Genomic DNA, 14,779 nt, shown 5'->3' on the forward strand with positions numbered 1-14,779 from the left:
ATATTAGAAGAGCTTCTTTAACTGATTTCCAATTTCCTTCTTGGCATTATCAGTTGCCTGCTGAGCAGCTTTTTTAGTTTCTGCTTCGGCCTTACTCTTCATCTGCTTTTCGGCCTCTGCACGCTTCTGATTAAGTTTGTTTTCAAAATCTTTAGCCATATTTACAGAACCCGTCAGCTTAGTCTTTATATCATCAAGTGAACCAAACTGACCAAGAGCACCACCAGACGCTTCGTTGATTTTCTTTGTAAGCTCATCTTTAAGTTTATTTTTTATTTCAGCAAGCTGAGCTTCCATTTCTTTCTTAAGAGAATTGATTACCTGAACATCTGCATCAGAATCAAGCAGCATCTTAAGTCCGCCAGACATTGTAAAGCCACTCGTTACACTTGCACGAACTGTATTGATACGGCCCATTACATTTGAATAAATCTTAGAAGCATATTCCGGCTCAAAAGGAACTGTTGTAATCTTCAAATCTGTAAGAAGTCCCTTACCTGTAATTTCAAAGCCTTCATCATCAAAAATCTTAATAATTGCATCAACTGCACACTTTGCATCAAAAGCCGGAACTCCAGGATATGCTCCGAATTTTTCAGCAGGAATATTAAGATGAATATTTTTGATTCCATAATCAGCACGAACCAAAGGCTCACTCGTTTTTGTTCTGAAATCAACAACAAGCTTTGCAGTGTGCTTGAGATTATATAAATCCATATTGAAATTAATTTTTGCAGGCTTGTCTATAATATCCTGATTGCTGGCAATATCACTTGCTTCTGCAGAGAAGTTAGGTCCAGAACCGGCCATCTTTTTAATCCAGAGAGCAGGAACCTTGTCCTGACGGTAGAAAATATCACGACCAGGTGCACGGTGTACTGTATATTTTGTTTTTTCCTTCTTCGCTTTTTTTGCCGCAGCGTCTTTCTTTTCGCCGCCCTGCTTTGTCTTTAATTCAAGAAGATAATTAACGCCCTTCTGTGCATAAGGATAATATTTTCCAAGGACGTCACAGGCAACATTTTCAAACATTCCACTAATAAGTTTTGTTCCATCAGAAATATTCAAAGCCTTAATCTTATTGATTTCAGAATTAGCAAGATTCATATCGTGATTTACTGCATTCTGAACTGTTTTGCGTAAACCATCTGCCTCTGCCAGGTCGTTATTAAAACTTTTCAAAACTCCGTTCGCATCATTTTTAACTTTTTCAATATTCTTTTTGGTTGAATCAATAGTTTCAATAAATTCTTTGATTTTAAGAGGGTTATTCTGAACTGCTCCATAATCAAACGCAACTATATCATTTACAGATTTAGAAAGATCATCTACAGTTTTCTGAACCTCTACAGGTTTAGCCTGCCACTTTGCAACTATCTGAGGAACCTGCTCCTGAACCTGTTTTGATATTTCCGGTGTCTGCAGCTGGGCATAGAAATTATTCATCAGGGTTTCAGGATTAAGAGAATTAAACAATCCCGTGATATTCTGTTCCAGCGAATTAGCCGCAACCTCTTTCTTTTCTGCAAGTATTTTTCCAAACTTAGATTCAGACGCTTTTTTTGCAGCTTTATCCTTCTTTTTCTTAAGCTTCTTTAATTTTGCAGGAGGCAGTTCTCCGGAAGTTTTTCTTTCAGTTCCGGAATTAACTTCCAGTACCGAAAGTTCATCTGCAACAAAGCGCTTTTTCAAAAGCTGTCCTAAATCAAAATCAAGGGTAATTGAACCAATATCCACGAGATTTTTCATATAATCGTTTTTATTGGCAATTTCTACTTTTTTGATTTTAAGTGAAGAATCAAAAAATTTAAAATCAACTTTCTCAATATCACATCTTGCTTCAAAAACTCTTTCGCAGACTAAAGTAATTCCCGCTTTAATAAGCACATTTTTGAACATTGTAAAGGTGATTGGAATTGCAGCGATGAAGGCAAGTGTCACAATAAGCGGAACAATATTTACTCGGCCTTTCTGACTCTTAATCTGTTTTGCAAGAACCTTAAGCCTCTTCATTTCTTTTTTTGCAAGTTGTTCACGCTTTTCCTGAGGAATTGCATAAATTGGAATCTGTTTTGAACCTTTCTTTTCAACTTCTGCAAAGAGACTCTTTACATATTTTTTATCATCCGGAACATACAGTTTCTTAAAGATTTTCTTTTCAAGTTTTTTTGCTGTATATTTTTTTCTGAAAAGTGATGGTATTTTTTTCATTTCTCTGCCCCCTTAGTCCTTCTTTGCAGCAAGTGCCGCTATTTTCTTTACAAGCGGAATTTTTGAAATTGCCACAATGAATTTTGTCTTTCTCAGAATAGGGACAATTTTATTTCTCATAAGCCAGACAAGAAGTCTTGCAATTATATAAAGCGGAATATATAAGGCAAGTCCGCACAAAAGTGATCCGGAAGCAATTGTATTATTGAATTTTGTAAAGCCTACAAAAGGAATATCAAGCAGGCGGGCAAAGGTTGGTTCAAGCTGAGGAAGGGTAAGGAACCAGTAGCCGACTTTATCAAAAAGAGGATCAAAAATCGGTGCCAGCAGTGTAAAACCCAAAGTACTGAGTACAAGCGCACCCTTATTAATTCTCATGAATAGAATAAATACAGTTATGATATACCAGAAAATATTGTTCTTCGGCAGAAAACCGAGGAGCATTCCCAGACACACCGCATGAGCAATTTCACCAGGATGTGAATTGCTGTTCAATGCTTTTAAGAACTTTACGATAAATTTCAGCATAAGAAACTCCGTTTTTTAATCTTTCTTATATTTTAACAGAAAGAACGGAGTTTGCAAGAAATAAAAAAGGAGAGGTTCTCCTCTCCTCTTTTTTCTGCTTACTTTGCATCGCGCTGAGATGGTGCATATTTAACTACACGGAAGCCTACATCATCATAAAGCCTTGAAACCGGAGCGTAGTCTCTTGAAACTACAGACACACCTTCTGCGGCTTTTCTATAGCTTCCTCCGCGCATTACACGGCGGGCGTTATTGCTGGACCATGGATTGTAGCACCATTCCCATACATTGCCGTTCAAATCATATACACCAAATCCATTTGCAGACTTTGTCATAACGTCATGTGCTGTGCCATTAGAATTATCTGTATACCATGCAATTGAATCTGGAGATGTGTTTGATACACTATAAAGATTTGTCCAGTTTTCAGATTTCTGATCTCCTCCACGTGCAGCAAATTCCCATTCTGCTTCTGTAGGAAGTCTGTAACCGTTTGCAGAAGGATCAACTACGGCATTTTCTGCCTTTCCTTCTCCATCCTTTGCAGAATCAGCTTCTTTGAGAACTGCACCATTGTATTTGTAAACTGGTGACAGTCCGTCTTTTTCACTTGCTGCATTACACCATACAACAGCATCACGCCAGCTGATCATAGTTACAGGAAGATTTGAACCTGCAGGAGCGGCTCCATCTCTACCTGCATTTCCCTCACGTCCAGGATTTGTAAATTTGTAGCCCTTGTCTTTTGCCCAGTTTACTACTTCATACCAGCGGGCATAAGTTGTTTCAGACTGAGCCATACTAAAGGCCATTAAATCAATTGCATCATCCGAAGAAACTCGGGCAAACACAGACTCTTTTTCCAAAGCTGGAACTGTAACGATTTCAAAGAGATTCCTTGAAAATCCGCCTTCTGATAAATAACTTACACGTTTTTTAGATTCTGTTTTAGCACCTGCTGAAGCAGATTTTGGCTTTGAAGCACAACCTGTAAACAATGACACTGCAAGTAAAGCCGAAATTGAAATAACTAAGATTTTTTTCATCATCATTACTCCTTGGTTTAGAACCTGATAATTTAACACGGATAAATGCTTATCCTGCCACTTTAAAACAAGAAATTTTAAATAAGTTACAGCTTTTATCTGGAATAAATTATAAACGTATATGGATAAACATCATTAAATTTCTGATTTTTTATGATTTTTAAATCTTTTTTTTCAAATTCCGGGAAATATGTATCCCCTTCAAACTCTGAATCTATTTCTGTAAGGTAGAATTTTTCAACAATGCCGCTGGAAATTGCCTCCTGATAAATTGACTGGCCGCCGCAAATAAATATATCTTTTTGTGGAAAATGATTTCCGGCATAATCAAGTGCTGCCTGAAAATCTTTTACAGTTCTAAAACCTTCTCCTTCAAAATTCTGACTTTTAGAAATGACAAGAGTTTCACGGCCAGGAAGTCCGTGCCCAAATTTTTTATAGATTTCTTCGAAAGTTCGCCGGCCCATAATTACAAGGCCACCCTTTGTAATTTCCTTAAAACGCTGTTGATCGCTGGGGAGGCTCCATGGAATGCGACCTTTATTTCCTATAACTCGATTTTTTGCATAAGCAACAATCAGACTAATCATTAATTTGATTATATTGACTGATAAAAAATATACAATATTCAGATATTTCTTTTATACACTTTTCTGATATTTGTTGTACCATATTATTAACTATAATTGCGGGTAACAAGTGCCTTGCAATCCAAAATAGGAGATTTTATGAAATATTATGTAAATGCGGCAGCTGCGGCTGGCGGAGACGGCTCTGAAAAAAAGCCTTTTAATAAAATTCAGATGGCGGCTGATATTGCTGCAGCAGGTGATGAAGTAATTGTAGCACCTGGAATTTACCGCGAAAATGTAAATCCAAAGCATGCAGGAAAAGAAGGTGCCCCTGTTGTTTACCGCTCTGCAAAGCCTCTTGCAGCCCACATTACAGGTGCCGAACCACTTACAGGCTGGAAAAAAGTTGAGGGTACCGTTTACACTGCCCGCGTTCCAAACTCAATTTTTGGCAAATATAATCCATACAAAACCCTGGTTAGCGGCGACTGGTTTATTGCATATTTTATTGCACATACCGGCGACGTTTATTTGAATGGAAAATCTCTTTATGAAGTTCAGAGCCTGGATGAAGTAAAAAAGGCTGAAGCAAGTGATGCGGCCTGGGACACCCAAGCTTCCCGCTACAAATGGTTTGCAGAACAGGACAAGAAAACTGATGAAACTGTCTTTTACGCAAATTTCCTGGGGAAAGACCCTGACAAGGAAAATGTAGAAATTTCTGTTCGCCGTAACTGCTTCTACCCTCAGAAAGAAGGCGTTGGTTACATTACCCTGAGCGGCTTTACTGTTTCTCAGGCTGCAACTCAGTGGGCCCCTCCAACAGCCTACCAGGAAGGAATGATTGGTCCTCACTGGTCAAAGGGCTGGATTATCGAAGACTGCGAAGTTTATGAATCAAAATGCTCTGGAATCTCTCTTGGAAAATACAAGCAGCCTAACAACGACAACAAATGGCTCAAGACAAAATACAAGGACGGAACTCAGACTGAGCGCGACTGTATCTGTCAGGCCCAGGTTGAAGGCTGGTCAAAGGAAAATATCGGTTCACACATTGTGCGCCGCTGTAATATTCACGACTGCGGCCAGACAGGTATTGTAGGTCACCTTGGAGGCGTTTTCTCTCTGATTGAAGATAATCATATTCACCACATCAATAACAAGCAGAATCTTGCAGGTGCAGAAATTGGTGGAATTAAAATGCATGCCGCAATCGACTGCATTTACCGCAGAAATCACATTCACCACTGTACCCGCGGAATCTGGCTGGACTGGCAGGCACAGGGAACCCGCGTTACCCAGAACTTCTTCCACGACAACTGCCCGCCGCGCCGCCCGGGAAAGAACATTGTTGCCGAAGTTGCAGAGGATTTGTTTATTGAAGTTTCACACGGACCAACTCTAGTTGATAACAACATCTTCCTTTCCCCTCGCGCCCTCAAGCTTGCAACTCAGGGGGTGGCCTGTGTTCACAATATTATTGCCGGAAGCTTTACTGCAGTTGGCCGCGGCTGTAACAATGGTGCGCCACATCGTTCTTCTCCACGCTACACTCCTTACCACATGCATCACCGAACAGAGGTTGCAGGTTTTATGACAATTCTTCACGGCGACTGTAAGTTCTACAACAATATCTTCATTCAGCAGGAAATCTGCGCGGAGTTTGCAGCCCGCATGCAGGAAAATGCTTTCAACGATTGGGATGATTCAAACTTTGTTGCAGGTACAGTGCCTTATAACAACTACCCTACTTTTGAAGAATGGGATACCCAGTTTAAGGGCTACTGCGGAATGGGTTCTGCAACTACCGATCGTTATTATAGCGAGCTTCCGGTTTGGGCTGGCGGAAACCTTTACTTCAACGGTGCAAAGCCAATGAGAAAAGAAAAAGATGCCTATGTAGACAGTGCCAGTCCGGTTACAATCGGCTACGAAGAAAAGGGCGGAAAAATCTGGCTTAAAACAAATGTTTTTGATTTAGTAAAAACAAGCTGCAAGCTGATGCGTACCGAAGATATTGCTCCAGCCTTTGAGCCGGAACAGGCTTACGAAAATCCTGACGGAAGTCCGATTATTTTTGATACTGATTTCTTTGGAAAAAAGAGAGGCAAAAAGCCGATGGCCGGACCGTTTGCAAGTGCAGATGAAATAAAAGAATCGTTGTTCTAATTTAATATATGGTTTCGATACGTCCGCTCCGCGGACACTCAACCATCGGTGGTTGAGTAGGCCGGAGGCCGTATCGAAACCACCTTGTTCTACATCGCAGTATAACCGCCGTCAACTGGCAGAATAACGCCAGTTACGTAGCTTGAAGCCGGGCTTGCGAGGAAGAGAGCTGCAGTATCGAGCTCTCCCTCGTTGCCGTAACGGCTGAGAGGAATCATAGTCTGAGCGTTCTGCTGGAAGAAATCTGAATCAAGAGTTTCCTTTGTAAGAGGGCTGTAGAAATAGCCCGGGCAGATTGCATTTACATTGATATTGTATTTTCCCCATTCACTTGCAAGACCACGAGTCATGTTTACTACACCACCCTTAGCTGCGTGATAAGGTGAACATGGCGCAACCTTATTTCCAACCATACCGTACATAGAAGCAATGTTGATAATGCGGCCATATTTAGCAGGAATCATAGCCTTCTTTGCAATAGCGCGGGCCATGCGGAAAGAACCGAACATATCAATATTGATTTCGTTGTAGAACTGGTCGTCTGTAATGTCTTCGGCAGGAGCCACAGCACCGGTTCCGGCATTGTTGATAAGAATGTCGATGCGGCCGAACTTTGCCATAATTTCGTCGATTACAGCATTTACGCGGTCAGTATCTGTAATATCACACTGAATGCCAATAGCCTCAACCTTGTATGTATCTGCAATTTCTTTAGCAACAGCATCAATCAATTCCTTACGACGTGCAATAGCAACAATCTTTGCACCCTGATTAGCAAGAGCCTTAGCCATCTGAACACCAAGACCTGTAGAACAGCCGGTTACAACAGCAACCTGACCTGTTAAATCAAAATAATTTTTCATAAAAATACTCCATTTATTTTTTAATACTTTTACAATTCAGATTATAGCAGATTTATCGTTTAATGGATAGTTAGTTGCAATTAACAAAGGAGGGCGGAGCCCCGCCCTGCGCCTCAACCGCCTGCGGCGTTTTCGGCTACCCACCCAGCGGGAGTTCGCCACCCCCGCAACGCCCCGGCTATTTTGTAAGTTCGTAAAAAATCACCGAAGCCGCCTGGGCAACATTAAGGCTGTCTACAAGACTTTCTGCCGCACCGTCTTTCATGCCACCCCAGGGAATAATCACCAGCTCGTCACAGTTTTTTCGGACAACTTCACTGATTCCATGCTCCTCATTTCCAAGCACAATAAGAGCCGGTTTTTTACGGGCAGCAGCTGTACTCAAAAAGTCTACAGATTTTTTTGCACTTAAATCAGTTCCAACCCTAAGCATTTTTCCTGCAAGGGCTTCCAGCAGTCTTGCACTGGACTGAACGCTATAAATATTCACGTACTCCATTCCGCCCTCTGCCACGCGATAGCTGCTGGTAGTAATAGAGCTCTGTGCTTCATCCAGTGGAATCACAATATTTTTAATTCCGAAAAAAGCTGCACTTCGCACAATTGCACCAAAGTTGTTAGCATTACCTATCCGGTCTAAAAGCACAGCGTTCTCGCCGCGTTCAATCCAGCCGTCAGTAATATCAGAATCCAGAGGCTCAATCTGAGGCGCTTCTATCATAGCAACAACACCCTGATGATGTACTGTGCCGCTTAATTTCTCAAGGTCTGCAGCCGGTTTCTGATTGTAAATGCCATGAACCTTGGCCAGCTTCTTACAGAGTCCACCAAATTTCGGCGCCACCTCTTCCGTAAAATAAAGGCGGGTAATCTTCTCCGGATGATTTTTTTCGAGCTTTTTTACAGTCGCAAAACCACAAACTGCAAGCTCATTATTTTTCTTATTCTTCATAATCTAAATATACACAAATAAATACAAAATTGATATATTAAAAACAAAGGAACAATTTCCACCCCACCAGGTGTTACAATATAAAGAGGTATGATAATGAAAAAAATAATTACCGCAATGCTTATTGCTTCGCTTTCAGCAGGACTCTTTGCCCTTCCAAATCTCTTAAAAAAGGAACAGTTTGGAGCAACTGCAATTGACTCTTTAGCCTTTGATCTGTCTTCAGAAGAACTACAGGTAAAAGAAACCTATGACACTACAAGCATAGAAGTTGAAATTTACTGTAACTACAAAAAACATGCCCCGGAAGTTTCTGTTTCCGGTTCTACTCTTTATATCGATTCAGTAAGAAAAGGTTTAAGCTTTTTCCAGGATCCAACAGGCCTTACCTGCACAGTAATTGTTTATGTTCCACAAAAAAAAGATTTTGACGAAATTTCTATAAAAACCTCAAGCGGAGAGATAGAAATTGAACGTCCTCTTTCTGCAAAAAATGAAATCCAAATATCAGCTTCCAGTGGAGAAATTGAATCAACCGGTGGCCTTTTTGCTGATACAATCAAAATATCTGCAAGCAGTGGAGATATTGAACTTTTTAATGTTGATGCAGATGAACTTAAAGTAAACACATCCAGCGGAGATATCTCAATCAGAAAATTTACAGGAGGAACAGGCAGTCTTAATTCAACCAGCGGTGATATTAAAGCAAGTGATTTTGCAAGTGAATACGCAGAATTCAATTCTACAAGCGGAACCATCTCGGTAAAAAAACTGGATTGCGATTACTTTGACGCAAAAAATACAAGCGGCGGTATTTCTCTGGAACTGGAAAGTGCTCCGGCAGCCACCTCATCTGTAGAATGTACAAGCGGCGACGTAGAACTCTACCTGCCTATGCGCGCAAAATTTTCTGTAGACGTTTCCTGCTCTTCCGGCACCTTCCGCGACAAGTTCAACAACAACCGCATGAACCCCCGCGATAATTACCGCATGGACTACAACGGCGGTGGTTCAACAATAAAAGTTCGAACCACCTCCGGAGATATTACACTGGAATACTAATTCACTTTGTCCATTGAAATACGTATTGTCTTAGTTACTGAGTCAGTGCCGTCTTCCAGCTTCCACCAGAAACTTGCGGCACTGTCCTGACCTGCCTTAAGTCCGCTCTTTTTTGTAGTATTAAATACCTCTTGCAGATATTTTCCACCATTATAAGAGCCGAACCACAAACCATTTACATCTGTAACAGCATTGGCATTTTTCAAAATAACAGAGAAAGAGTATTTGCTGCTCAGCATTGTAAAGCCGTTGTTTGTTTCTTTTACTGTTACACTGTCATTTGCAGCTACATTTGCTTCATGGATTTCTCCAATAAGGGTATCAATTGCAGCACCAAGTTTTACGTTATTCAGATTACCTTTGTCAACTTTTAAGTTAAGTTCCAGATAGTTAGCTTCATTATCTGATACAAACTTTGGAATAACTGTAAGATTAAGGCCTTCCGGCTTTACAGCTTCCTGTGGTTCTTCCTTTCCGTAATAAGTGAAGAGTGTCTCAAGCTTACCTTCTGCATTTAATTTTACCCAGTAATCTCTTCCATCAATATTCAGAACAAACTGGAAACCACTTCCGCCAAAACTGCTTTCATACCAGGTACTTCCATCAGAAGTTCCAATAATATCAATTCCACCAAAGAAGCCCTTTGCACTTGTGTTATCAGAAATGAGGGAGCCGAATCTATAGGCAAGACCAGAGCTAACTCCATCTGGCATTATGAAGGTCTTTTCTGTAATTATTTCTTTTGTCTCAGTTTCTGTAATTACCTTATATTCAGGAATTATAAGAGCCACTGTATAAACAACAGGTGTCACGGCCGGAGACTGAGCTCTGACTGTATAACTGATATTATAAGTTTTGCCCTGTTTATTTATGTAGTCATCATATGGAATTGTGATAATTTTATTATCATTATTAATATATTCAGAAAATTCCTGATCATCACATTTGATACTAACAGCTGTAATTTTAGCCTTAGGATATACCGTAGGCTTGATTACAATATTACCAGTATAATTGAGACTTGCGTATAATTCCGGGGATTCAGTTTCTGGCTCAAAAGAGTTTGCAAGAATTGTTCTGTTATCCTCTTTTCCTTCCTGAATAATACTGAGAGCATTCAACTTAGCTGTTGTATCTGCTTCTATATGAATAATGAGATAATATGTATGTGTTAAAACTTCCGGGTTTTCTGTCGAAACAGAAATCTTATACAGAATTGAACCTGTGTTTTCGTCGGCGTTGTCTTCTGTAAAATTGTCTATATAAGAACGAGTATCTTTGCTTTCTGGTTTAACTTCAGTCAGGGGGTTAGACCAGCCTTCAACGTTATAAGATTTTACGGTTGTTAGCGCATGATGTGCTCTTTCGATTTTGACTTTTGCCTCTGGATTTACAGTTTCTACCTTAAGAGTTTTTTCTCCGGCATCTACCCCAAAAGGCTTTTCAATTTCATAAACGTAAGAGTCTTTTTTCATACCGGCATTCCAGTCTTCTGTAAACTTCTTAAGCGATATATTTCCAAAAGTCAGATCCTTAAGACGGGTATCCGTATTTTCTGCGCGGATAATATAATATGTAATATCAGCTTTTTCTTTTTTATTCTCGACATGAACTACAAGCTCTGTAGTTCCTGCAGGAATATTTCTTATTTCAGCTATCCATTCTGTTGGAAGACCTGAAGTCTGCTTAAAAGGTGTAACATCGCTTTCTGCAGGGTAAGTGTCTGTAACTGCGTTTCCTAAAGAATCTTTAGTATGCTTACAAGACCCGATAGAAATTTCCTGATTCTGCTGCTTTGTATTGATAGTCAATTTCAGATCTTTCTCATTCTCAGTCAGATAAATATATCTATCCCACTTAACGTCACCCTTTCCAAAGCCAATATCGTAACTTACATCTTTGTAGTCTGGCTTTACAAAGGTATAAGTTTTTCCGAGGATTTTTACCTGAGTTCTTCCTCGAGGAAGATCTTTTTTTGTTTCTTTTTCTATACCTTTTTCTATACTACCTATTGTTAGTTCATAATATTCTGAAGAGTTATCCGCAAGAACCTCGCATAAACCATCTATCTTCTGAAGCCCTTTTCCTGTTGAATAGCCTTCAAAAGCAATGTTGGCGCTTTCAACATCTGTCACCGTATTTACAGCCGAGTATGTAACTTCTGCATCCTTATCCAGAGGACGGAAATAGAACTCTATCTTATCTGCATAAGTTGAAACATTAATCAGATTGTTATCTGGTGCTTTATAAGCAACAAGTTCTTGTGAGGTATATCTCAGTTCATTTTCCGGCTTTTCATCTTCATTTATCACACGAATTACGAGAGCTGTAAGATTCTGATTTTTATTTCCCGCCTTTGTCAGCAAAACTGTATGATATGTTGTATCTGCACGCTTATCTTCTTCATAAGATTTTTTATCTGCTGTAAGATGATAATACTCATCGCTTACAGTTTTAATCCATAAAACTTTATTCAACTCTTCAACGTCCCCATCTCCAATGTCCACCGTACAACAATTTACAGAGTTCTTTTTGAAACCTTCGCTCCAGTTTGCCGGCATATCACAAATTGAATCTGAAATTCCATAACTTACTACCGTTCGTTTGTTATTTGGTACGGCAGTAAATACAAGCTCACGAACATCTATACGGCTGTCTGCACTAAGAGTCATTTTATATGTAGCAGCATCGGTTAACTTTTCTTTTTCCTCTCCCTTAAAGCTGTCATCAAAAACAAAACCTTTTACACCGTTTTCAAAACCAGCTCCCGGAGTATAAGTAAGAGAACTTAAACTTGTATCTCCATCTTCCGGTTTTTCAACATAAATTGTATAGGTTCTGCTGATACCGGTTTCATCTTTTACCGTAAATGTAATACGTGTAGTTCCACCAACAAGATTAATATTCATTCCATTCACAGCAGGAACATCACCGTATTTTGTAACTACTGCCGGATTAGAAATTGTTGCATTTTCATCTGCAGCACTTGCAGCAATCTGAATGGAATCGGCTTCTTCATCTACAATCAGAGTATAAGTTGTTTTAGAAGGACTAAATTTCGGTTCAAGTTTTGCTGTCGAAGAAGAATTGCCATTTTCATTTGCAATACTTATATTAAGCTCTTTAAGCTGTGAATAATTTCCCTCTCCAATGCCCTTTTCAAGATTCTTTGCAAACTCACTTTCACTGACCGGCTTAGCACAGATATCTCGACGCAGGATAATTTTATAAACACTTGTAGTCTCGTTTTCTGAAGAAATTTTTGCAACAGCCTCTGTAACTCCATAAGGAATTTCAGCCTTTATTTCATTTGCAAAAAGTTCTGCTGTAGTTTCAAAAGTTAGTGGGATATTACAAGCTGTCTCAGTCTGCCCGCTCATGTATTCATAGCTTACCTTTTCTGTTTTTCCAAGCATGGAATCCCAAATCTCTTTTTCATATACAGACTTTACCGGTGCAAAGGATTTTGTCTGTGTAAGAGTCCAGGTGATATTCGCATCTGTATCCGCAAGATAACAACGGAAGCTCATATCATTATCTTCTTTCTGAATATCTCCTACTGTATACACATATTTTGAAGGATTGAAAGAGATTCTGTTCAGACTTTTATTCTGAGCTCCAAGCACAACAAGTCCGCGGTCTGTTACGGTACTCATTTCTTCGCCGGTTGAACTCACAATATTTACATTTGTCGAAACCTGTTTTTTCCTCAGAGTAATTTTATAAGTAGTTGCAGAATTCTTATCATCCTGAGACTTTACATTTACAGTAACAAGGGTTATTCCATAAGGAAGATTTCCCTGGCAGAAAAATAAATCACCTTCTTCAGAAACTACAAGAGGCCCGCTGCTTTCATCTGAAGCAAGAAGATTAACCGGATTCAAAAGCTCTATAAATTCTCCGCCACTCTGGTAAGTGTAAGTCACACTTCCGTTCGAAACAGAATAAATCTTCGGCTCATAAGAATGAGTCTGTACAGCTGTCCAGGTCACTTCTGTAAACAAAGGCTCTTCCGGGCGGAAATCAATTTTTACAGGATCATTTGCTCCCGAAAGATTTTCAATTGAATAATCCAGAACTGCAGGTTTATAGTTAATCAGATTACCATTTTTTCCATTTGCATAAACTGCAAGACCATTCTCATTTACTCCCACAGAATTGCCGGCTGCAGCAGTAATGATATATCGCTTTGTAAGTGTAATTTTATACTGAGTAACATTAGGAAGAAGCTTACCTGACGAATCCGTGTTGTAAGCAGTAATTGTTACATAAACTTCTGTTACACCATAAGGAAGATTTGCTTTTACTTCATTTTTCTTTTCTGACAGGAACTGCATGAATGTTCCTGTTCCTTCATGAATATCTGCATAATCAACAAAATCAAAAGCAAGAGGTCTTTCCAGCGCCTTCAGAGTCTGCGAAATAATTCCGTGATTATCAGAATCCCAGACAGGCTGATATTCTTTTGTCTGTACAGCCTTCCATGTCAGCTCTGCATTCTCATCAAGCATAAAACATTTGAATACTAAAGGATCATCACGACCAGTTAAATCCAGAGAAGTATCTCTTCCGCTGGAATCACCAACCTCATATTCATAAGTTGTACTGCTGTAATTAATTGCGTTTCTTCCAGGATCACTTGCCTTAATTACAACAAGGCCATGGTCTGTAGTATTGTTAGCATCTGCATCTGGGCTTGAGTCTGCAAGAGTTGTAATATACTCCTTTGTAAGAATGATTTTGTATTCAGTCTGATAAGCTTCATCATCTGCAATAACAGTACAGGTTGCTACAGTAACTCCATAAGGAAGGTCAGAAGTCAAAACAGAAGCGCCACTCTTACTTTCAATTTTATAATTTACAGAAATCGCATCTCCAAGTTTTTCTGCCTTCTGCGCTTTTATTCCACGGTAAGTTACTTCATTTCCATCAGAATCTCTTGTCGTGCGAACTTCTTCCTGAGGAGTGTATTTCCAGGTCTGAATAAGATTCCAGACAACCTTTGCATTTGAATCATTCGGGAAACACCTGAGTTCAACAGGATCATCCTTTCCAAGAAGAGATGTCTTAGTTCCGTTCTGATAATTTATGCTATAGTCAGAGTATCCAGAAGGGACGCTTCCTACAAAATAAATTTTCTGATCCGGAGTATAGGAAATCTGATTTTTATATTTTTCAGAATTTTTGATTACAACAAAACCGCTGGAAATACCTGCGTTTTCATCTCTGGCACTTGCAACAGGCAAAAGAGAATCATCTCCCTTTTTAAAAGATAAATCTTCATTAATAAGATTTTCAAAAAGATTTGAACATCCGTTAAAACAAAAACATGTCAGAATAAGGCTTGCTAAAATTGCTATCTTTCTTGTCATAAAA

At 39.5% G+C, this 14,779-nt stretch carries 9 protein-coding genes; 2 read left to right on the forward strand and 7 right to left on the reverse strand.

The features are described 5' to 3' along the window. Positions 1 to 3: 3 nt before the first annotated feature. The 4 genes from G626_RS0108925 to G626_RS0108940 form a co-directional block, all read right to left on the reverse strand. Positions 4 to 2,211 carry a TIGR03545 family protein gene (locus G626_RS0108925; protein WP_022932443.1) on the reverse strand — a complete coding sequence of 736 codons (2,208 nt, stop codon included), beginning with the start codon at positions 2,209 to 2,211 and terminating at the stop codon, positions 4 to 6. 12 nt (positions 2,212 to 2,223) lie between these two features. Next, positions 2,224 to 2,739 (reverse strand): TIGR03546 family protein, encoded by a 516-nt coding sequence (locus G626_RS0108930; RefSeq protein WP_022932444.1) that lies wholly within the window; start codon positions 2,737 to 2,739, stop codon positions 2,224 to 2,226. 98 nt (positions 2,740 to 2,837) lie between these two features. After that, a complete protein-coding gene (locus G626_RS17475; protein WP_022932445.1) occupies positions 2,838 to 3,785 on the reverse strand; it encodes a formylglycine-generating enzyme family protein in 948 nt (315 codons plus the stop codon). 95 nt (positions 3,786 to 3,880) lie between these two features. Then, entirely contained in the window at positions 3,881 to 4,375 is a 495-nt protein-coding gene (locus tag G626_RS0108940) for a dihydrofolate reductase (protein ID WP_022932446.1), read from the reverse strand. Positions 4,376 to 4,513: 138 nt separating this feature from the next. Between G626_RS0108940 and G626_RS0108945 the strand changes: the two genes are divergently transcribed. After that, positions 4,514 to 6,526, forward strand: coding sequence for a right-handed parallel beta-helix repeat-containing protein (locus tag G626_RS0108945; RefSeq protein ID WP_022932447.1), 2,013 nt, complete (start codon positions 4,514 to 4,516; stop codon positions 6,524 to 6,526). A gap of 89 nt (positions 6,527 to 6,615) precedes the next feature. Here G626_RS0108945 and G626_RS0108950 read toward each other — a convergent pair whose 3' ends face one another. After that, positions 6,616 to 7,389 (reverse strand): SDR family oxidoreductase, encoded by a 774-nt coding sequence (locus tag G626_RS0108950; RefSeq protein ID WP_022932448.1) that lies wholly within the window; start codon positions 7,387 to 7,389, stop codon positions 6,616 to 6,618. 178 nt (positions 7,390 to 7,567) lie between these two features. Further along, complete coding sequence (locus tag G626_RS0108955) at positions 7,568 to 8,341, reverse strand: TrmH family RNA methyltransferase (RefSeq protein ID WP_022932449.1); 774 nt, start codon at positions 8,339 to 8,341, stop codon at positions 7,568 to 7,570. A 96-nt stretch (positions 8,342 to 8,437) separates the two neighbouring features. Here G626_RS0108955 and G626_RS0108960 point away from each other — a divergent pair, with 96 nt between their 5' ends. Next, positions 8,438 to 9,403, forward strand: a complete 966-nt coding sequence (locus G626_RS0108960) for a DUF4097 family beta strand repeat-containing protein (RefSeq protein ID WP_022932450.1) — start codon at positions 8,438 to 8,440, stop codon at positions 9,401 to 9,403. On the opposite strand, the gene G626_RS0108965 is transcribed toward G626_RS0108960, so the two are convergent. Then, a complete protein-coding gene (locus G626_RS0108965) occupies positions 9,400 to 14,775 on the reverse strand; it encodes a cadherin-like beta sandwich domain-containing protein (RefSeq protein ID WP_022932451.1) in 5,376 nt (1,791 codons plus the stop codon). The genes G626_RS0108960 and G626_RS0108965 overlap by 4 nt on opposite strands. Positions 14,776 to 14,779 lie beyond the last annotated feature (4 nt).

The organism is Treponema bryantii NK4A124, assembly GCF_000421345.1.
Taxonomy (GTDB): domain Bacteria; phylum Spirochaetota; class Spirochaetia; order Treponematales; family Treponemataceae; genus Treponema_D; species Treponema_D bryantii_B.